The 19,639-nt window shown below is 65.7% G+C and carries 22 protein-coding genes; 11 read left to right on the top strand and 11 right to left on the bottom strand.

Annotation, left to right across the window (positions count from 1 at the left end):
• Positions 1 to 10: 10 nt before the first annotated feature.
• Genes K8M09_RS00110 through K8M09_RS00095 form a run of 4 tightly spaced genes read right to left on the bottom strand, consistent with a single transcriptional unit; the run spans position 11 to position 4,750 of the window.
• Positions 11 to 2,260 carry a hybrid sensor histidine kinase/response regulator gene (locus K8M09_RS00110; RefSeq protein WP_160786624.1) on the bottom strand — a complete coding sequence of 750 codons (2,250 nt, stop codon included), beginning with the start codon at positions 2,258 to 2,260 and terminating at the stop codon, positions 11 to 13.
• Between the two features lie 56 nt (positions 2,261 to 2,316).
• Positions 2,317 to 2,808, bottom strand: a complete 492-nt coding sequence (gene lspA / locus K8M09_RS00105; protein ID WP_160786625.1) for a signal peptidase II — start codon at positions 2,806 to 2,808, stop codon at positions 2,317 to 2,319.
• Positions 2,805 to 3,659: a TrmH family RNA methyltransferase gene (locus tag K8M09_RS00100; RefSeq protein WP_160786626.1), complete on the bottom strand. Its 855-nt coding sequence runs from the start codon at positions 3,657 to 3,659 to the stop codon at positions 2,805 to 2,807. The genes lspA and K8M09_RS00100 overlap by 4 nt, the downstream gene beginning before the upstream one ends.
• The gene (locus tag K8M09_RS00095) at positions 3,656 to 4,750 is read right to left on the bottom strand and encodes a class I SAM-dependent rRNA methyltransferase (RefSeq protein WP_160786627.1); all 1,095 of its coding nucleotides are present in this window, start codon (positions 4,748 to 4,750) and stop codon (positions 3,656 to 3,658) included. The genes K8M09_RS00100 and K8M09_RS00095 overlap by 4 nt, the downstream gene beginning before the upstream one ends.
• Before the next feature lie 137 nt (positions 4,751 to 4,887).
• On the opposite strand from K8M09_RS00095, the gene K8M09_RS00090 reads away from it, so the two are divergent.
• Complete coding sequence (locus K8M09_RS00090) at positions 4,888 to 5,337, top strand: SRPBCC family protein (protein WP_160786628.1); 450 nt, start codon at positions 4,888 to 4,890, stop codon at positions 5,335 to 5,337.
• Here K8M09_RS00090 and K8M09_RS00085 read toward each other — a convergent pair whose 3' ends face one another.
• From K8M09_RS00085 to sppA, 3 genes are read right to left on the bottom strand one after another with little or no spacing between them, the layout of a single operon-like run.
• The gene (locus tag K8M09_RS00085; protein WP_160786629.1) at positions 5,338 to 5,682 is read right to left on the bottom strand and encodes a lipopolysaccharide assembly protein LapA domain-containing protein; all 345 of its coding nucleotides are present in this window, start codon (positions 5,680 to 5,682) and stop codon (positions 5,338 to 5,340) included.
• 29 nt (positions 5,683 to 5,711) lie between these two features.
• On the bottom strand, positions 5,712 to 6,011 hold the full coding sequence (locus K8M09_RS00080) for an integration host factor subunit beta (RefSeq protein WP_117367685.1): 300 nt from the start codon (positions 6,009 to 6,011) through the stop codon (positions 5,712 to 5,714).
• A gap of 27 nt (positions 6,012 to 6,038) precedes the next feature.
• Positions 6,039 to 6,986, bottom strand: a complete 948-nt coding sequence (gene sppA, locus K8M09_RS00075; protein WP_160786630.1) for a signal peptide peptidase SppA — start codon at positions 6,984 to 6,986, stop codon at positions 6,039 to 6,041.
• Positions 6,987 to 7,191: 205 nt separating this feature from the next.
• Here sppA and lptC point away from each other — a divergent pair, with 205 nt between their 5' ends.
• The 6 genes from lptC (at position 7,192) to ptsN (ending at position 12,291) form a co-directional block, all read left to right on the top strand.
• A complete protein-coding gene (gene lptC / locus K8M09_RS00070; RefSeq protein WP_380734965.1) occupies positions 7,192 to 7,857 on the top strand; it encodes an LPS export ABC transporter periplasmic protein LptC in 666 nt (221 codons plus the stop codon).
• A 7-nt stretch (positions 7,858 to 7,864) separates the two neighbouring features.
• Complete coding sequence (locus K8M09_RS00065; RefSeq protein WP_160786632.1) at positions 7,865 to 8,428, top strand: LptA/OstA family protein; 564 nt, start codon at positions 7,865 to 7,867, stop codon at positions 8,426 to 8,428.
• A gap of 23 nt (positions 8,429 to 8,451) precedes the next feature.
• Positions 8,452 to 9,249, top strand: a complete 798-nt coding sequence (gene lptB, locus K8M09_RS00060) for an LPS export ABC transporter ATP-binding protein (RefSeq protein WP_380734963.1) — start codon at positions 8,452 to 8,454, stop codon at positions 9,247 to 9,249.
• A 129-nt stretch (positions 9,250 to 9,378) separates the two neighbouring features.
• Positions 9,379 to 10,926 (top strand): RNA polymerase factor sigma-54, encoded by a 1,548-nt coding sequence (rpoN, locus tag K8M09_RS00055; protein WP_160786633.1) that lies wholly within the window; start codon positions 9,379 to 9,381, stop codon positions 10,924 to 10,926.
• Between the two features lie 251 nt (positions 10,927 to 11,177).
• On the top strand, positions 11,178 to 11,753 hold the full coding sequence (gene hpf, locus K8M09_RS00050) for a ribosome hibernation-promoting factor, HPF/YfiA family (RefSeq protein ID WP_160786634.1): 576 nt from the start codon (positions 11,178 to 11,180) through the stop codon (positions 11,751 to 11,753).
• 73 nt (positions 11,754 to 11,826) lie between these two features.
• On the top strand, positions 11,827 to 12,291 hold the full coding sequence (gene ptsN, locus K8M09_RS00045) for a PTS IIA-like nitrogen regulatory protein PtsN (RefSeq protein ID WP_160786635.1): 465 nt from the start codon (positions 11,827 to 11,829) through the stop codon (positions 12,289 to 12,291).
• A gap of 146 nt (positions 12,292 to 12,437) precedes the next feature.
• Here the strand turns inward: ptsN and grpE are convergent, their stop codons facing one another.
• Complete coding sequence (gene grpE, locus K8M09_RS00040) at positions 12,438 to 13,049, bottom strand: nucleotide exchange factor GrpE (protein ID WP_160786636.1); 612 nt, start codon at positions 13,047 to 13,049, stop codon at positions 12,438 to 12,440.
• A gap of 89 nt (positions 13,050 to 13,138) precedes the next feature.
• Positions 13,139 to 14,218, bottom strand: coding sequence for a heat-inducible transcriptional repressor HrcA (gene hrcA / locus K8M09_RS00035; RefSeq protein ID WP_160786637.1), 1,080 nt, complete (start codon positions 14,216 to 14,218; stop codon positions 13,139 to 13,141).
• Between the two features lie 151 nt (positions 14,219 to 14,369).
• Here hrcA and rph point away from each other — a divergent pair, with 151 nt between their 5' ends.
• From rph to hemW, 4 genes are read left to right on the top strand one after another with little or no spacing between them, the layout of a single operon-like run.
• Positions 14,370 to 15,086, top strand: coding sequence for a ribonuclease PH (gene rph, locus K8M09_RS00030; RefSeq protein WP_160786638.1), 717 nt, complete (start codon positions 14,370 to 14,372; stop codon positions 15,084 to 15,086).
• A gap of 13 nt (positions 15,087 to 15,099) precedes the next feature.
• Positions 15,100 to 15,516: a VOC family protein gene (locus K8M09_RS00025; RefSeq protein WP_160786639.1), complete on the top strand. Its 417-nt coding sequence runs from the start codon at positions 15,100 to 15,102 to the stop codon at positions 15,514 to 15,516.
• 8 nt (positions 15,517 to 15,524) lie between these two features.
• A complete protein-coding gene (gene rdgB / locus K8M09_RS00020; RefSeq protein ID WP_160786640.1) occupies positions 15,525 to 16,169 on the top strand; it encodes an RdgB/HAM1 family non-canonical purine NTP pyrophosphatase in 645 nt (214 codons plus the stop codon).
• A gap of 6 nt (positions 16,170 to 16,175) precedes the next feature.
• Positions 16,176 to 17,369, top strand: a complete 1,194-nt coding sequence (gene hemW / locus K8M09_RS00015) for a radical SAM family heme chaperone HemW (RefSeq protein WP_160786641.1) — start codon at positions 16,176 to 16,178, stop codon at positions 17,367 to 17,369.
• Positions 17,370 to 17,498: 129 nt separating this feature from the next.
• Here the strand turns inward: hemW and K8M09_RS00010 are convergent, their stop codons facing one another.
• Both K8M09_RS00010 and dnaA read right to left on the bottom strand, forming a co-directional pair.
• A complete protein-coding gene (locus K8M09_RS00010) occupies positions 17,499 to 17,999 on the bottom strand; it encodes a GNAT family N-acetyltransferase (protein WP_160786642.1) in 501 nt (166 codons plus the stop codon).
• Between the two features lie 80 nt (positions 18,000 to 18,079).
• A complete protein-coding gene (gene dnaA, locus K8M09_RS00005) occupies positions 18,080 to 19,531 on the bottom strand; it encodes a chromosomal replication initiator protein DnaA (RefSeq protein ID WP_206366680.1) in 1,452 nt (483 codons plus the stop codon).
• Positions 19,532 to 19,639 lie beyond the last annotated feature (108 nt).

The following is a 19,639-nucleotide window of genomic DNA, read 5'->3' as shown; positions in this document are numbered from 1 at the left end:
TTGTGTAGCCTCATGCGGTGGCGCGGCGCGCAAGGCGGGCGATTTCCGCGACCAATCGGGCCGGATCCGCGGGCTTGGCCAGAACCGCGCTCGCGCCGGCATCGCGCAGCGCCTCGCCAAGACCGGCGCGGCTGTCCGCCGTCAGCACGACCACCGGCAGCGGCGCATTGCCGTAGTCGCCCCTGGCGATGCGGGCGATCATCTCCCTGCCCTCGCCGCCCGGCATGCCGAGATCGGTGACGATGAGATCGGCGGTGAAGGGGCCGGCATCCGTCGCCCCGCCGAGCGCGGCGACGAGGGCCGGATAGTCCGGCACATGGCGCACGGTATGGCCCGCCCGCTCCAGCACGGACCGCACCAGCATGGCATTCACCGGGTCGTCCTCGGCAAGGAGGATGCGTGCGCCCGTCGGGGCGGTCGGCACCGGGTCGGACACGGCGGGCGGCAGGTCCTTCAGGATCGGACGATTGTCGTTGATGGCGTCGCGCACCTCGATGCCCTTCATGCGCCCGCGCAGCACCTCGACCAGCGAGCGCTCGCGCAGCGGCCGGATGAGCCAGGAATCGTAGCCCTCGCCATTGCCGATCGCCCGCGCGCCGCGTTCTTCCGGATTGACGAGATAGATGCGCCGCGCGCCGCTGTCGCGCAGATAGGCAAGGTCGGCCAGTTCCCGGCGGAAGGCTCCGGCAAGGCGGTTGTCGACGATGATATCGGTCAGTTCCGCCCTGCGGCCGGCAAGGGACTGGATGCGTTCCAGCGCCTCGGCGACGGTGGTGGCGAGATGGCACGCGCCGCCCAGAGCCTCGACGGTGCGCACCAGCGCCCGGGCGGCCGGCCCTTCGGGCGCGAGCAGGAAGACGAGGCTGCCGGCCAGCACGCCGCCACGCGCCCCGCCGGCGGCCACCGTGCGCAGGTCGACCGGCATGCGGATGGTGAAGGTGCTGCCCTTGCCGGGCGCGCTTTCGAGCGTCAGCGCGCCGCCCGCCTCGGCGAGGATGCGGGCCGAGATGGCAAGGCCGAGGCCGGTGCCGCCGCTGCGCTGGGCGGCGCTTCCGGTCTGCTCGAATTCCTCGAAGATACGCGCCTGTTCCCCGGCGCTCATGCCGGGGCCGCTATCGGTGACGCGGATGATGACGGCGTTACGGTCGAGCGTCGTTTCGAGGAAGACGCCGCCCGTATGGGTGAATTTCACGGCGTTGCCGACGACATTGTAGAGCACCTGGCGCAGGCGCGGCGCATCGTAAAGCAGAAGCCCCGGCACCTCGGGAGAAACGAAGGAACCGATCTCGATGCCCTTCTCATGCGCGCGCGGCGAGAGCATTTCCACGACGCTTTCCAGCATCGGGCGCACCGGCTCCTCCGACGGGCGAAGCTGGAAGCGGCCGGCCTCGATGGAGGAAAAGTCGAGAAGGTCGTCGACGAGCTGGACCAGCGCATGGCCCGACTGGCGCATGCCGGAAAGGTAGTTCTTCTGCTCGGCCGAAAGGCGCGTCTGGCCGATGAGGTGCGACATGCCGAGGATACCCGACAGCGGCGTGCGGATCTCGTGGCTGACGGTGGCCAGCAGGCGCGATTTCGCAGCGCTCGCCTCCTCCGCCCGCTGGCGGGCATGCTCGCGCTCCCGCTCCGCCCGCCGCTCCTCCGTCACGTCGCGGGCGATGGAATGGATCACGAGGTCGCCGGAGGCCGGATCGCGCACGGTGACGTCGTGCCAGGAATAGATGCGCCCGGCAACGTCGACATCGTAGCGATGGGGGGTCGCCTGCGAGCGGAAGGCAAGGCCCAGCGCCTCGCAGGTCCTGCCCTCGACATCGGCGATGCCCGTCAGCGTGCCGAGCACGGCATTGGCGCTGAGGATGCGGCCGTCGAGCGCGCGCATGACGACGATATCGCCAAGCACGTCATGGATGGCCGAAAGGATTTGCGAGGTCTCGCTGCGCTCCCAGGAGCGGTCATGCGCCGCCTCCATGCCGGTTGCCGGCAGGCGAGCACGCAGAAGGAAGACAGCGCCGGCAATGCCCGCAAGGCCGAGGCCGATGGCGGCGACATAGAACCCCGCCGTCATGCCCGCCGCAAAGACAAGCACCGCCATCAGCAGCCCGAGGCCGGCGATCACGTTGCGGATGGCCGCATGGCCGGCCGGTGCGGCGGCAGGCAAATCGCCCGCCTCATTCCCCACGGCCGGGATGGGGGCGGTACGGCGCGGCGGTTCGGCGAATTCGGCCTGGAGCCGGTTCTGAAGCTTGACGGGTTCGCTCATGCGGACCCCATTACCACAGGGTCCGTTCAGATCGGCTTCAGCAAGTCGTTCGAATTTTAGCTTTTCGGGCGGCGCAGCAGCAGAAGCTCGTCAAGGACGACGAGGCCCGCGCCGATGGTGATGAAGCTGTCGGCAAGATTGAAGACGGCGAAGGACCATGTCTCGGTGTAGAAGAGGATATAGTCGATCACGTAGCCGAAGAGCGCGCGGTCGATGAGATTGCCGAAGGCGCCCGCGATGATGAAGGCATAACCGGCATGGGCAAGCCCGCGCGCCTTGGGCGTCTGCCGCCAGAGCCAGACGACGAAGGCGACGACGAAGAGCCGGAGCGTGACGATGAACCAGCCCTCCATGCCCGACAGCATGGAGAAGGCGACGCCGTAATTGTAGGTGCGGTAGAGCGCCAGCATGGGCATGACATGCACCGGCTCCTGGAAGGGAAGCCAGGTTTCGACGGCGAACTTGACGGCCTGATCCAGCAGCAGCGCGCACAGGATGAGGACGACGACCGGCAGCGGCCGGGAGAACAGCGGAATGCGCTCGCTCATTCGCGCTCTTCCAGCGTCAGCAGGTGGCGGCGCGCCTCGAAGAGCATGATGCCGGTGGCGATAGCAAGGTTCAGCGAATCGGCAAGGCCGGCCTGCGGGATGCGGGCGAGCGCATCGGCCTCGCGGGCAAGCTCGTCCGGCAGGCCCTGCTGCTCGTTGCCCATGAGGAGGACGACGGGCTTCTTCCTGTAATCGATGGTGCGGTAGTCGACCGCGCCGGCAAGATGCGTGGCGACGACGGAAACACCCGCGCCCTTCTTCCAGGCGAGGAAATCGGCGGGGCTGGCCTTGACCAGCGGCAGGGCGAAGACCGAGCCCATGGTGGCGCGCACGGTTTCCATCGAATAGGGGTCGGTCGTCTCGCCGATCAGGATGACGCCGCTTGCGCCCGCCGCGTCCGCCGTGCGGATGATCGTGCCGAGATTGCCGGGATCGCGCACCCGGTCGAGCGCCACATAGGTCTCGCCGGCCTTCGGGCGGATATCGCGCAGGCTCGTCCAGCGCTGGGTGAAGATGCCGACGACCATCTGCGGATTGTCGCGCCGCGTGATCGAGGAGAGCACCTTCTCGCTGACCTCAAGCACCAGCCCGCCGCGCGCCACGGTCTTCGTCGCGGCCTGCACGACCTGCGGCTTGTCCTTGACGTTCTTGGCATAGACCAGCGTTTTGATCTCGAAGCCGAGTTCCAGCGCATCGATGACAAGCTTCAGGCCCTCGGCCATGAAGCTCTTCGTCTCGTCGCGGTCCTTCTTGTTGGCCAGCGCCTTGATGTCCTTGACGATGGGGTTCGAAAGGCTCGTGACTTCCTTCACCTGCCCGACGCGGCGGGCTCCGTGGTGGTCCTGGCTCATGCGCTGATCCATCGGCTGAAGAGGGAGGTGGAGAGCGCGCGGCCGGCGTCGCCGCCGTCCGGGCCGCTCTCGCGGATGACGAGTTCGCCCGATTCCACCATGCCACCGGCGCCGCGCATGGTCTCGCGCATCAGCTCGTGGATGGAATAGAAGCTCGCGCGGATCGAATAGGCCGTCAGCACGAGGCCGATGGCCTTGGGCGACAGGATCTCGCGGCAGATGTCGAGCATCAGCGGCAGGTGGTCGAAGAGGTGCCAGACCTCGCCGTTCGGCCCGCGGCCGAATTTCGGCGGGTCGGTGAGGATGATGTCGTATTTGCTGCCCCGGCGCTCCTCGCGCTGGATGAACTTCATGGCATCCTCGCAGATCCAGCGGATCGGCAGCTTCTCCATGCGGCCGAGCGTCTGGTTCTCGCGCGCCCAGCCGATGGCCTTCTTGGAGGCGTCGACATGGGTGACTTCGGCTCCGGCGCTGGCGGCCACCAGCGAGGCGACGCCGGTATAGCCGAAGAGGTTCAGCACCTTGACGGGGCGGCCGGCGGTCTCGACCTTCTCCTTCATCCAGCTCCAGTGGGCGAGCTGCTCGGGGAAGACGCCGACATGGCGGAAGGCGGTGAAGCGGCCGTGGAAATCGATGCCGAGGAGCTGCATCGGCCAGGTCTCGCCGAGCGCCGCCTTGGGGAACTTCCAGCGGCCCATGCCGTCCTCGTCCGTATCGCCGGTGAAGAGGGCGTCGGCCTTGTCCCAGAGCGCGGCCGGCAGACTGCGCTGCCAGAGCGCCTGCGCCTCGGGGCGCACGATGCGGTAGGGGCCGTATTGCTCCAGCTTCTCGCCGGCGCCGCTATCGATGAGGCGGTACTGGCTGGAGCCGGCGGTTTCGAGGATGACCGGCACGCGCTCGGCGGGCTTTTCGCCTTCGCGGCGCATCAGCGGGCGGGCGGGGGCCTCGGGCGCGGGGCGCGGCTCCTTCTTCGGAGCCTGGGCGGGCTTCGGGGCTGCGGCGGGCGTCGCCTTGCCGGCCGGCCGGCTGTGGGCCTGCGTCCTTGCGGGCGCGGCGGGGCCGCTCTTCGGCCGGCGGTGTTTGTCCTTCACGATCGATCGTCCGTCGTCGGTTGAAAATGAGCCGGCAGCGCCGGAAAACAAGCGGCTCCCATACCATCCCTCCCCCACTTGGCAAAGCGCTTTCCGATTGCGATAAATTCCGAACCATTCCGGGAGGAGGATCGACCATGGACATGTCCGGCGAAGAACGCATTGCCGCCCCGCGCGAAGCCGTCTGGGCGGCGCTCAACGATCCGGAGGTCCTGAAGGCCTGCATTCCGGGCTGTCAGTCGCTGACCATGAAATCGCCGACCGAGCTGGAAGCCACGGTGAAGATCAAGATCGGCCCCGTCTCGGCCAGCTTCAGCGGCGAAGTGACACTCTCCAACCTCAACCCGCCGGAAAGCTACACCATCTCCGGCGAGGGCAAGGGCGGCATTGCCGGTTTTGCGAAGGGCGGCGCGGATGTGCGCCTCACCGAAGACGGCGGCGAGACGATCCTTGCCTACGACGTGAAGGCACAGATCGGCGGCAAGCTCGCCCAGCTCGGCTCGCGCCTCATCGATTCGACGTCGAAGAAGCTGGCGACGCAGTTCTTTGCCGATCTCGGCGCGAAGCTGAACGGCGGGGCCGCCTGATCACTTTCCGGAAACGGGCACCACGGCCTGAGAGGCGAGAGCTTCGGCGCGGCCGCGGTGCTTGTCGGCCTCCGTGTGCCATTTCACCGCCTCGCTTGCCTCGAGGCGCGCGCGCTTGCGGTACTTACCCTGCGCGAACCAGGTGATGAGCGCGCCGAGCACGAGGCCGAGGATCGTCGCGAGGAAGAGATAGACGAAGAAGGGCGCGGTGACGGAGAGCATGCTGTCTTCCGGCCGGAACGGGTTGAACGCCAGCGTCACCGGTTGACGGTTCGCCACCGACAGCACGATCAGCACGATGGCGACCGGGATGAGGATGACGACGTTGACTATTCTCTTGATCATAACGTCACCTTGTCGGCAGCGGCGAAGCCTCAATCGTCCTGGTCGGCCTGACCGGGGTTGAGGCGTTCGCGCAGCTCCTTGCCTGTCTTGAAGAACGGAACCCACTTCTCCTCGACGAAGACCGCATCGCCCGTGCGCGGGTTGCGGCCGGAGCGCGAGGGACGGTTCTTGACGGAAAAGGCGCCGAAGCCGCGCAGCTCGACACGATTGCCGGCGGCCAGCGCATCGGTGATCTCGTCCAGCACCGCATTGACGATGTTCTCGACGTCGCGGTGATAGAGGTGGGGATTGCGGGCTGCGACGATCTGCACCAGTTCCGACTTGATCACTGTATCCCCCTCAAAAATTCTTGTTTTTCAATCGCGATCAACCTGCCAAACCGAAACAAGACCGTCAAGAAACAACTTCTCGCCGGTCAGCTTTTCAATCGTCGGCTGCAGGTCGACCGGCAGCCCGAGCACGGAGCGGGCAAGCTCGCGGATGCTGCCGCCGAGGAAGGGGATGGCCGAGCGGCGCGGCGCCTCGTAATCGACGAAGGGAAGGTCCTTCGGCACCTTGCGGGTGTCGAGATAGGCGCGGATCGCCTCCGGCCCGCCGAGCGTGTCGACCAGCTTTGCGGCCAGCGCCTGCCGGCCGGTGAAGATGCTGCCGTCGGCAAGGCGCAGCACCTCGGCGCGCGGCAGCTTGCGGCGTTCGGCGACGAGATCGACGAACCAGTCGTAGCTGTCCATCACCATGGCGCGGACCATCGCCTTGGCCTCCTCGCTCGCCGGATGGAAGGGCGAAGGCTCGGCCTTCAGCGGCGCGGACTTGATCTCCTCCAGCGAGACGCCGATCTTGTCCATCAGCTCCTTCATCTGCGGATACTGGAAGAGCACGCCGATGGAACCGGTGATCGAGCTTTCGCCGGCGATGATCGTGTCGCCGGCCGTGGCGACCATATAGCCGGCCGAGGCCGCCAGCGTGCGCACATCCGAAACGACCGGCTTCTTTTCCGCCACCTTGCGCAGCGCCTTGAAGATGACCTCGCCGCCATAGGTCGTGCCGCCGGGCGAAGCGATCGTCACGACGAGCGCCTTGGCCCGCTCGTTTTCGGCAATGGCGTCGAGGCGCGCCAGAAGCTCCCGGTCGTCCTGGATAACGCCGGAAATGCTGACGCGGGCGATGTGGTCCTGCGTATCGCCCGGCCAGCGCCAGGCGACCACCGCAAAGACCGCGGCGAGCGCGATCAGCACGGCCGCGACCCGCCAGAAGGTGAGCTTGCGGCGCAGTTGCCGGCGGTCGGCGATGGCGGATTGGTCCATGTCGTATCCTCGATGCTGGCTGCCGCCTCTCAAGGTGGCTTGCGGAAGGCCCTATCGATATGGCATTCCCGGCGCAAATGGCAATTCGTCGCCGAACTTTCTTGGACATCCATTGTTTGTTCAGGAATAATCGCCATATCAGGCCCGTTATGGTTGCGGCCCTTTGGCGGCGACGACCAGAACGGATATTCAAGCAGGCAGGATGCTGGACAACGTGGCAGAAGCACCGACGGGTGCGCAGGGCATGGGCGGAACCGCCGAGGCTTACCGCCTCGCCACGCGGCATTCCCGGCGCGTGCGCCTCCTGAAGATTGCCCTGCCGGTCGCCGCCCTCCTCATCGGCGCGGTCTTCGCGGTCGTCTCGATCGTGCGCACCTACATTCCGTCCAATCTCCAGGTCGAGAGCGCGACCATCGAGGACGGCAAGCTCGTCATGCGCTATCCGGCCATCGCCGGGCGCAACGACGACGGCATCAGCTATTCGATGAAGGCCGAGCGGGCGCTGCAGGACATGAAGCAGCCCGACGTCATCACGCTCGAGAACATCACGGCGAAAATGCCGGTCGACGAGAAGACGACCGCCGAAGTGCTCGCCGAAACGGGCGTCTACGACCGCGGCAAGAACCTGCTCGACATGACCGCGCCCTTCACCATCAATCTCAACAACGGCCTGACCGCCGCCTTCCGTTCCGCCAACCTCGACGTCAGCGGCGGAACCATGTCGACGACGGAGCCGGTTTCAATCCGCGCGCCCTCCGCATCCATTGTTGCGCAGTCGCTGCGAATGACGGATAAAGGCCGGGTCATCGTCTTCGATGGCAAGGTCGTCGTCGACGTCGATCCTGCCGCCATCCGCAACCGGGAAAAGTAAGAGCCCCATGTCCGCCAGTTTCTCCGCCCCCCTTCGGGCCGCCAGCCTTTTTGCTCTTGCCGCCGGCCTCGTGCTTGCCGCCGGTTCCGCCGGCGCCCAGCAGACGTCGAGCAACATGAAGGGCATGAAGCTGTCGAACGACCAGCCGATCCAGATCCAGAGCGACAAGCTCGAGATCCGCGACCAGGAGAGCAAGGCCGAGTTCACGGGCAATGTGAAGGTCGTGCAGGGCACCACGACGCTGCAGGCCGGCCGCATGGTCGTGCATTACAAGTCGGGCGGCGCCGGCTCGATCTCCGGCGGCGACGCGGATATCGAGACGATCGACGTCTTCGACAAGGTCTACCTGAAGTCGCAGAGCCAGGAAGCGACGGCCGACACCGGCACCTTCAACATGGTCAACGAGACGCTGCTGCTCAAGGGCGACAAGGTCGTGCTGTCGGAGGGCGAGAACGTCTTCGTCGGCTGCCAGCTCACCGTGGCCATGAAGACCGGCGAAGCCAAGCTCGACGCCTGCGGCGGGCGCGTCATGATCCAGCTCGATCCGAAATCCCGCAAGCAAACGAACTGATATAGCGCCACGTGTCTTCCTCCCTGCTCACCCGACTGACGCGCCGCCAGAAGAAGGCCGCGCCGGAGCCGCAGCGCAACAGCGACCTGTCGCGCTATGAAGGCACGCTGATCGCCCGCGGGCTGACGAAGACCTATCGCGACCGCCGGGTCGTCAACGGCGTGTCGCTGGTCGTCAGGCGCGGCGAGGCCGTGGGCCTGCTCGGCCCGAACGGCGCCGGCAAGACGACCTGTTTCTACATGATCACCGGTCTCGTGCCCGTCGACGAGGGCTCCATCGAGATCAACGGACACGACGTCACCACCATGCCGATGTATCGCCGCGCCCGGCTCGGCGTCGGCTATCTGCCGCAGGAAGCCTCGATCTTCCGCGGCCTGACGGTGGAAGAGAACATCCGCGCCGTGCTGGAAGTCCACGACAAGGACAAGGCGCGGCGCGAGGAGAAGCTCGACAGCCTGCTCGCCGAATTCTCCATCGCGCATCTGCGCAAGTCGCCGGCCGTCGCCCTTTCGGGCGGCGAGCGCCGCCGCCTCGAAATCGCCCGGGCGCTTGCCACCGACCCGACCTTCATGCTGCTGGACGAACCCTTCGCGGGCGTCGACCCCATCTCGGTTGCCGACATCCAGGCGCTGGTGCGCCACCTCACCTCGCGCGGCATCGGCGTTCTCATCACCGACCACAACGTTCGCGAGACGCTCGGCCTCATCGACCGCGCCTATATCATCCATGCCGGCGAGGTGCTGACCCATGGCCGGGCGAACGACATCGTCAACAATGCCGACGTGCGCCGGCTCTATCTCGGCGACAATTTCAGCCTCTAGCCGATCTTCACCACGTTCCCGGCCACGGCTTGACCAAACCCCGTAAAAACGCAATTTTCGGGCCAGTTGGATTTTGCCGTCCCGGCCACGATGGCCGGAGGCCGCTTTCCGGGAGAACAGAGCGTCCGCATGGCCCTCGCCGCCAGCCTTTTCCTGCGCCAGAACCAGTCGCTGGTCATGACGCCGCAGCTCATGCAGTCGATCCAGCTCCTGCAGATGACGCATGTGGAGCTGACGCAATTCATCGAGCAGGAAGTCGAGAAGAACCCGCTGCTCGAGATCGCCGCCGGCGAGGACGGTCGCGGCGCGGATGATCCCTTCACCGGCGACGAGCCCTCCCATGCCGAAAATGCCGGCGGCGAGGACAGCTTTCAGCCGGACCTCTACGACAATGCCACGACGGGCAGCGCCGGCAGCGCGCCGGAAACGCTCGACGGCGGGCTGGACAATGTCTTTCCCGACGACACCGGCCCGCGTGCGGCGGATGCGCCGGAGCTCCTCGGCCAGTGGAAATCCATGCCCGGCGGCAGCGAGGATGGCGAGGGCTACGACCTCGACGACTTCGTGGCGAGCCGCAAGACGCTGCGCGACGTGCTGAACGAGCAGATCCCCTTCGTGCTCACGGACGCCATCGACCGGCTGATCGCCCAGCACCTCGTCGACCAGCTCGACGAGGCCGGCTACCTCCAGGGCAGCACCGCCGAGACGGCGCTGAAGCTCGGCAAGCCCGTCGCCAATATCGAGCGCGTGCTTGCCCGCCTTCAGGAGCTGGACCCGCCCGGCGTCTTCGCCCGCACGCTCAGCGAATGCCTCGCCATCCAGCTCCGCGCCCTCGACCGGCTGGACCCGGCCATGGCCGTGCTGGTCGACAATCTCGAGCTGCTCGCCCGGCGCGACTTCGCGACGCTGAAGAAGCTGTGCGGCGTGAACGAGGAAGACCTGCTCGACATGCTGGCGGAAATCCGCAAGCTCGACCCGAAGCCCGGCACGCGCTACGAGACCAGCGCCTCGGAGGCCGTGGTGCCCGACATCGTCGTGCGCGCCGCGCCGGACGGCTCCTGGCATGTGGAACTCAACCCCGACACCCTGCCGCGCGTCCTCGTCAACCGCGACTACCATGCCGCGGTCTCCAGCCGCACGAGCCGCGACAGCGCGGACTACGCCTTCCTCAACGAATGCCTGCAGACGGCCAACTGGCTGACGCGCAGCCTCGACCAGCGCGCCCGCACCATCATGAAGGTGGCAAACGAGATCGTGCGCCAGCAGGACGGCTTCCTGATGCACGGCGTCGACCACCTGCGCCCGTTGAACCTCAAGACCGTGGCCGAGGCGATCGGCATGCACGAATCGACGGTGAGCCGCGTCACCTCGAACAAGTACATGCTGACGCCGCGCGGCCTGTTCGAACTGAAATATTTCTTCACCGTCTCCATCGGCTCGGCGGAGGGCGGCGATTCCCATTCGGCCGAGAGCGTGCGCCACCGGATTCGCACGATGATCGCGCAGGAGACGCCGGAGGCGGTGCTTTCCGACGACGATATCGTTGATGCGCTGCACAAAGGCGGCGTGGAGCTGGCCCGCCGGACGGTGGCCAAGTACCGCGAGGCGATGAACATCCCCTCCTCCGTGCAGCGCAGGCGCGAAAAGCGCGCGCTCGCCAAGGCGTCCGGCGGCTGAAACAAAGCCGGGATAAGCGCCGTTTCAGGCTGCCAGAAGTTAACGATAGCTGAATCGGCCGATTGACTCCACCGGCTGGAAGGGCTAATGCGCGCCCCACTTTCGAAGGAAAGGCATACCGGACTTCCAAAACATATCCCCGCTTTTCTTGAGCGTGCGATGCAGCAAACAGCGCATGCGTGAAAAGCTTGGAACGCAGATGAGGTTGGAATAGACTGGTGCGCGCAAATCATGAAAGAGAGGTAACCTCCATGAGTGTGCGTGTGTCCGGTAAACATATGGAAATCGGCGACAGCTTCCGCCAGCGGATTGAAGAGCAGGTCGGAGAAGCCGTAACCAAATATTTCGACGGAGGATATTCGAGCCAGGTCACCGTGGAAAAAGCGGGATCGCGGTACAGTGCGGACTGCAAGCTTCACCTTGATACGGGAACGGCCTTGCAGGCCAATGGCGAGGCGAACGATCCGCTGGCGGCCTTCCAGGCAGCCTCGGAGCGGATCGAAAAGCGCCTTCGCCGGTACAAGCGCAAACTCAAGGCACACCACAATGGCAACGGTCACGACGCCTTTGCGGAAGTGGCCTACACGGTGATGGATTCGGTCCCCGACGAAGACGAAGAGCTTCCCGAGGACTACGCGCCGACCATCGTCGCGGAAAGCACGAAGAAACTGCGGACCCTGTCCGTCGCAAGCGCCGTCATGGCGCTCGACATGACGGACGAGCCGGTTCTTCTCTTCCGCAGCGCCGGGTCGGAGCAGCTCAATATCGTCTACCGACGCAACGACGGAAATATTGGCTGGATCGATGCAGCCAATATCAAAGGCTGAGTGACGGGAGCGTGGCGCCGGGACGGGCGCCACGCTTCTTCAAACCCTTCACCCAGCGCACGAGGACAAGAGCATGGCATTGGCAGGTCTACTGCAGCAGAGTGCGATTATTCCGGCGATGAAGGCCAATTCCAAGAAGCAACTGCTTCAGGAGCTGGCGGCAAAAGCGGCCAAGATCACCGGGCTTCCCGAACGCGAGATCTTCGACGTCATCCTTCAGCGGGAGCGGCTTGGCTCGACCGGCGTTGGCAATGGCATCGCCATTCCGCACGGCAAGCTGAAGGCGCTTTCGCAGATTACCGGCCTCTTCGCGAGGCTCGAAACGCCCGTGGACTTCGAGGCGCTGGACGACCAGCCGGTCGACCTCGTCTTCCTGCTGCTTGCGCCGGAAGGCGCCGGCGCGGACCACCTGAAGGCGCTTTCGCGGATCGCCCGCGTGCTGCGCGACCCCGCAATGGTCGCAAAGCTGCGCGCCTCCGACACCGAGAGCGCCATCTACGCCTGCCTCAGCGAGGAACAGGCGTCCAACGCGGCGTAAAGCCGCCAGATATCGATTGCTTGCGAAGCCGCCGCGGACCAGCGTCCTGCGGCGGTTTTCGTTTTTTCTGGCCACCGAAAACGGCGCAAGAAAAACGCCCGCACCATTGCTGATGCGGGCGTTTCGATTGTCGAAGGAAAAGCCTGTCAGGCCTGTGCGGCGCTCGCCTCACCGGCAGGGGCCTTCGGGCCACCCTTGGAGACGCCGACCATGGCCGGGCGCAGCACGCGCTCGCCGATGACGAAGCCGGCCTGCACGACCTGCACGACCGTGTTGCTGGCGATCTCGGGGTTCGGCACCTCGAACATGGCCTGATGGAAGTTCGGGTCGAACTTTTCGCCGATCGGATCGAGCTTGCGAACGCCGTGGCGCTCGAGCGCAGCCAGCATGGAGCGCTCGGTCATCTCGACGCCTTCCGCCAGCGCATTGAGGCCGGCATCGCCGCCCTCACGGGCATCGGCCGGAATGGCATCCAGCGCGCGGCGCAGGTTGTCCGACACGGCCAGCATGTCGCGGGCGAAACCGGCGACGGAATAGGACTTGGCGTCCTTCACGTCGCGTTCGGTGCGGCGGCGCAGATTGTCCATCTCGGCGGCAAGGCGCAGGTATTTGTCGCGAAGGTCGGCGTTTTCCGCACGCAGCACATCGACAGGGTCGGGCTCGGCGGGCGTCTCGGCCTCGGCGGTCACGTCAGCTTCAGCGGCAAAGTTGTTTTCCACCGCTTCGTCAGGTCCGTGTTTCTTGTTCTCGTCGGTCATGACGGTCTCCGAATTGCATTTCTAAGGGGTTGCGCCCGATATCGAGCTTTGGGCCTGAAAAATCAAGGCCTGCGGGCCGGAAAGCCGGTTCAGCGCGAAAGCCGCGACATGAGCTGGGCCGTATAGTCCACCATGGGCACGATACGGGAATAGTTGAGCCGCGTCGGCCCGATGACGCCGACCGCGCCGACGATCTTGTCGTCGCCGTCCCGGTAGGGCGCGACGATGAGCGAGGAGCCGGAGAGCGAGAAGAGCTTGTTTTCCGAGCCGATGAAGATGCGCACGCCCGGCCCGGTTTCCGCGAGATTCAGCAGTTCGATCAGGCTGTCCTTGCGCTCCAGATCGTCGAAGAGCATGCGCAGGCGGTCGATATCGTCGGCGCCGGCAAGGCCTTCGAGAAGGTTTGCCCGGCCGCGCACGATGAGCCGCGTCGGCTTTGCCTCCTCGAAGCCGCCCGACCAGACGGCAAGGCCGCGCTCCACGAGGTCCTGCGACAGTTTGTCGAGCTCGCTGCTGATCTCGCCGCGCAGGCGCTCAAGCTGCGAGCGCGCCTCCAGCAGCGTGTTGCCCGAGAGATGCGCGTTGAGGAAATTGGCCGCCTCGGTAAGCTGCGAGCCGGTGACACCGGCCGGCAGCTCGATGATGCGGTTCTCCACCTGATCGTGGTCGCCGACGAGCACGACCAGCGCCTTGGTCGGCTCCAGCCGGATGAACTCGACGTGTTTCAGCACGGCGTCGTTCTTGGTGGTGATGACGAGACCCGCGCCGCGCGACATGCCTGACAGCGCCTGGCTCGCCTCGTTCATCATGGTCTCGACGGCCGTGTGCTTCTGGCCGTGCGGGCGTACATGGCGCTCGATGGAGGCGCGGTCCTCGGCGGAGATGTTGCCGACCTGCATGAAGGCATCGACGAAGAAGCGCAGGCCGAGCTGCGTCGGCAGGCGGCCGGCGCTGACATGCGGCGAATAGATAAGGCCGAGTTCCTCAAGGTCGCTCATCACATTGCGCACGGAGGCGGGCGAAAGCGACATGGGCAGGATGCGCGACAGGTTGCGCGAGCCGAGCGGCTCGCCGTTTTCCAGATAGGTCTCGACGATACGGCGGAAAATTTCGCCCGAACGCTCGTCGAGCGCCGCCTGAATGTCAGGTCCCGGAGATCTCAAAACCATCTTTGAACTGCAACCCTGTTGTCCGCCCGGAATATAGTGATTTCGCCGGCCGGCGCAAAACGGATTTTCCTCGGTCCCCGGCCTGCGGCATTCCCTCGCCCGGCGAAGTGGTCTAAAGCAGCCTCACACATATCTCAGACAGGAGTTCGCAATGCGGCCGTCCGGCAGAAAAACCGATCAGATGCGCAAGGTTTCCTTCGAGCGCAACGTTTCCAAGCATGCCGAGGGGTCCTGTCTCGTCAAGTTCGGCGATACGCACGTTCTGGTGACGGCAAGCCTTGAGGACAAGACGCCGCCGTGGCTGCGCAACAGCGGTAAGGGCTGGGTGACGGCCGAATACGGCATGCTGCCGCGCGCCACCGGCGACCGCATGAAGCGTGAAGCCGCCGCCGGCAAGCAGGGCGGCCGCACGCAGGAAATCCAGCGTCTCATCGGCCGCTCGCTGCGCGCCATCGTCGACCTCGAAGCGCTCGGCGAGCGCCAGATCACCGTCGACTGCGACGTCATTCAGGCCGATGGCGGCACGCGCACCGCCTCCATCACCGGCGCATGGATCGCCCTGCACGACTGCCTGAAGTGGATGGAAGCGCGCAACATGATCAAGGTGGAGAAGGTCCTGAAGGACCATGTCGCCGCCATTTCCTGCGGCATCTTCGCCGCCCAGTCGGTGATCGACCTCGACTATCTTGAAGACTCCGCCGCCGAGACCGACGCCAATTTCGTCATGACCGGCTCGGGCGGCATCGTCGAAATCCAGGGCACTGCGGAAGGCAAGCCGTTCACGGAGGAGGAATTCTCCAGCCTGATGGCGCTCGCCCGCGCCGGCATTACCGACCTCGTCGCCCTGCAGAAGCAGGCCATCGCCTGAGAAGGGCATCGTCATGACCGCCGCGATCGAAGGCATTCTCGAAACCGCGCTCTATGCGGACGACCTCGACGCGGCGGAAGCCTTTTATGGTGGCATTCTCGGCCTCGAAAAAATCACGCGGCACGGCAACCGCCACGTCTTCTTTCGCTGCGGCCCCGGCGTTCTCCTGATCTTCAATGCGAAGGAGACCGCGATGCCCCCGCCGCCGCAGGCCTTTCCCGTGCCGGTGCATGGCACCCGCGGCCCCGGCCACGCCTGTTTCCGCATTCCCGGCCCCGCGCTTGATTTCTGGGTGAAAAAGCTGGAAGAAGCCGGCATCGCCATCGAAGCGGATTTTCGCTGGCCGAACGGCGCCCGCTCCATCTATTTCCGCGACCCCGCCGGCAACAGTCTCGAATGTGCAGAGCCCGGTCTCTGGAACATCGCTTAGGAACCCTTATGCGCAAGCTCGATACCAAGACGATCGTCGTCGCCAGCCACAATGCCGGAAAGATCCGCGAGATCGAGGACCTGATCGGCCCCTTCGGCTTTTCCGCCAAATCGGCCGCCGAGCTGAAATTCGAGGAACCGGACGAGACGGGCACGACCTTCGAGGAAAACGCGACGATCAAGGCGCTCGCCTCGGCGAAGGCCTCCGGCCTGCCGGCGCTTTCGGACGATTCCGGCCTCGTCATCGATGCGCTCGACGGCGCACCGGGCGTCTACACCGCCAACTGGGCGGAGAAGGAAGACGGCACGCGCGACTTTGCCATGGCCATGGAGAAGGTCGAGAAGGCTCTGGCCGAAAAAGGCGCGACGGACGCGAAGGATCGCACCGCACGCTTCGTCTCCGTGCTCTGCCTTGCCTGGCCGGACGGCCATGTGGAGCTTTTCCGCGGCGAGGTGGAAGGCCATGTGGTCTGGCCGCCGCGCGGCGACAAGGGCTTCGGTTACGATCCCGTCTTCCAGCCGGAAGGCTATGAGACGACCTTCGGCGAGATGAGCGCAGAGGAAAAGCACGGCTGGAAGCCCGGTGACGCCACCGCCCTCTCGCACCGCGCCCGCGCCTTCAAGATCTTCGTCGAAACCTGCCTGAAGGCCTGAGACGTCATGACGGCAGTGCCCTTCGATATCCGGCCGAGCATGGGAGCGGACCTTTCCGATCCTGGCTTCGGCATCTATGTGCACTGGCCGTTCTGTGCCGCCAAATGCCCCTATTGCGACTTCAACAGCCATGTACGCCACCAGCCGGTGGACCAGCCGCGCTTCGTGCAGGCTTTCCTGAAGGAAATGGCGACGATGCGCCGGCTGACCGGCTCGCGCTCCGTCACCAGCATCTTCATGGGCGGCGGCACGCCCTCGCTGATGGCGCCGGAGACGGTGGATGCGATCCTGAACGGCATCGCCCGCCACTGGCATGTGCCCGATGGTATCGAGATCACCATGGAGGCGAACCCCTCCAGCGTGGAGGCCGAGCGTTTTCGCGGCTACCGCGCCGCCGGCGTCAACCGCGTCTCGCTCGGCGTGCAGGCGCTGAACGACCGGGACCTCAAATTCCTCGGACGGCTGCATGACGTCGCCGACGCGCTGAAGGCGATCCGCCTTGCCCGCGACATCTTCCCGCGCATGTCCTTCGACCTGATCTATGCCCGCCCGAACCAGACGGTGGAGGAATGGGACCGGGAGCTGAAGGAGGCCGTGTCCTACGCGGTCGACCACCTCTCGCTCTACCAGCTCACCATCGAGGAAGGCACGCCCTTCTACGGCCTGCACAAGGCCGGCAAGCTCGTCGTGCCCGACGGCGAACAATCCGCCGTACTCTACGAGGCGACGCAGGAGATCACCGAGCGCGAGGGCATGCCGGCCTACGAGGTCTCCAACCACGCCCGGCCGGGTTCTGAAAGCCGCCACAACCTCACCTACTGGCGGTATGGCGACTATGTCGGCATCGGCCCCGGCGCTCATGGCCGGCTGACGACCGGTGGCGCGAAGATCGCGACCGCGACGGAGCGGAAACCCGAGGGCTGGCTGTCGCTTGTCGAGGCCGAAGGCCATGGCATGGTCGATCAGGAAGTGCTGGAATACGAGGCGCAGGCGGACGAGCTTCTGCTGATGGGCCTGCGGCTGAAGGAGGGCGTGGACCTTGCCCGCTGGCAAAACCTTTCCGGCCGCGACCTCGACCCGGACCGCGAACAGTTCCTCATCGATCACGGCTTCATCGAACGGCTCGGCAATTCGCGGCTGCGCTGCACGCCGGCCGGCATGCTGATCCTCGACGCCGTCGTCGCGGACCTTGCCTGCTAAAGCGCTTCCGCTTCATGCAAGCGCTCCGCCCGTTTGGCTCGCGCATTTGATGCCTTCCGGCATCCACCGCGCACGCTTGTCTGAAAACACCCTCAGAAGACGCGCGTCGATGGGGGCAAGCCTGATGGCTCAGTCCGGAAATTCCTCGACCTGCTCCTTGAAGACCGTGAAGCCCGCCCGGGCATAGGTCGCCTGCGCCTTGGCGTGGTCCTTCGTATCCGTATGCAGCCAGAGCCGTCGCGTCGTCCCGCTCCAGACGGCCCGCAGGGCCGTGTCCAGCAGGAAAGGCCCGAGTCGCCGGCCATAGGCGGCCGGGACGAGGCCGAAATGGGTGAGTTCGATATCGGGCGTATCGACGGCATCGAACTCGCAGAGGCCGATCGCCTCCCCCGCCTCGCGCAGCACGACGATCGTCGTCGAAGGGGCGGACAGGAAGGCAGACAGCGCCGGCTGCGGCAAGCGCAGGCGGGAATCCCAGTCGAGCGGCTTGCCGACCGCGCGGTAGAGCGCGACATAATCCACCACGGAGAGACGTTCCGGCTGAATGGACAGGCCGGCGGAGGGAACGGTCAGCGCCGGCCGGTTCGCCGGTGGGGTGCACAGTTCCATATAGGTGACGAGCAGTCTCATGCCGGTAGCCCCCCCCCTTGAACGGCAAAACGCCGTGCCGTCTCGGGGACGGCACGGCGCTCGTTGGAAAGGCCGACGGCCTATTCGTTGATCAGGCGCTTCAGAAGCTCGATCTCATGGCTGAGCTTGGTGTCGCCCGAGATCAGTTCCTCGATCTTGCGCACGGCATGCAGCACGGTCGTGTGGTCGCGCCCGCCGAAGCGGCGGCCGATCTCCGGGAAGGAGCGTGGCGTCAGCGTCTTCGAGAGATACATGGCGATCTGGCGCGGTTTGACGATGACGCGCGTGCGGCGGTTCGAGACCAGCTCCTGGCGCGAGACGTTGTAGTGCTTGGCGACAACGCGCTGGATGTCCTCGATGCGCACGCGGCGCGGCTCGCCGGCGGCGACCAGATGGCCGAGCAGTTCGTCGACGCGCTCGATCGTCAGGTTCGGCTCGAAGGAGCGGCGGAAGAGGAGCTGGTTGAACGCGCCTTCAAGCTCGCGGCCGCTGGCCGTGATGTTGCGGGCGACGTGGCTGAGGATATCGACCGGGATATCGAGCGAGCCGTCCTCCTGCTGCGCCACGGCGAGGCGGCGCTTGAGGATTTCAAGGCGCATCTCGTAGTCCGGCGCTTCCATCTCGATGGCGACGCCACCCTGAAGGCGGGAACGCACGCGCGGATCGAGCGATTCCAGTTCCCAGGGCGCGCGGTCGGCGGCGACCACGACCTGCTTGGCGGAATCGAGCAACATGTTGAGCAGGTGGCAGAACTCGTTCTGGATCGAGTTACCCTGCAGGAACTGCATGTCGTCGATGATCAGCAGATCGATGTTGCGCAGTGTCTCCTTGAGGGAGAGCGCATCGTTGTCGCGGATCGCGGTGGCGAAGCGCCACATGAAATATTCGGCCGTCAGGTAGACGACGCGCGGATTGCGGGCGCTGGAGAGCGCGCCGAGCGCGATCGCCTGCAGGAGATGCGTCTTGCCGAGGCCGACACTGGAATGGATGAAGAGCGGGTTGAAGCGCACGGCGCCGGCGCCGGCTTCCGCGATGGTGCGGGCAGCGGCAAGGGCGACGCGGTTCGATGTGCCTTCGACGAAGGCGTCGAACGTGTAGCGCTGGTCGAGTGGCGAGCCGAAGAGCGGGCCGGACTGCGGCGCGCGCGGCTGGGCCGTGGCGGCTACCGATGCGACGACATTGGCCACCGGCTGCGGGCCGCCGGCCGGGCGGCGCTGCTGCGCCTGCGGGGCGGGCTGCTCAGCAACGGCCGTTTCCTCGGCCATGCCGGCGCGGACGCCGCGGGTGGCGGTGCGCACCAGGATTTCCACCTTGAGGATTTCAGCATCCTCCTGCTGGAAGAGATTGGTGATGAGGTCGAGGTAACGGTTGTTGATCCAGGACTTCAGGAAGGTCGTGGGCACCGAAAGGCGCACGACGCTCTTGGAAACCGAATGGATCTTGAGGCGACCGAACCAGCTCGCGAAGACGTCCGGACCGACCTGCGCCTTCAGGCGCGCACTGACCCGTTCGAAAAGCGCGTCATGTTTCATGTCGGATGGAACTCCCGCCGCCTCTCGCACCCCTTCTTGCGGAAGTGCCTGTCGTGCATTTTCCCCGTTCACGAATGCACCAGCCGCTCTGGCCGTATTCATCTGCAT

The organism is Shinella zoogloeoides (genome assembly GCF_020883495.1).
In the GTDB taxonomy this organism is placed as follows: domain Bacteria; phylum Pseudomonadota; class Alphaproteobacteria; order Rhizobiales; family Rhizobiaceae; genus Shinella; species Shinella zoogloeoides.
Note: the sequence above shows the minus strand (reverse complement) of the source record. Positions and strands in the feature narration are given on the sequence as shown.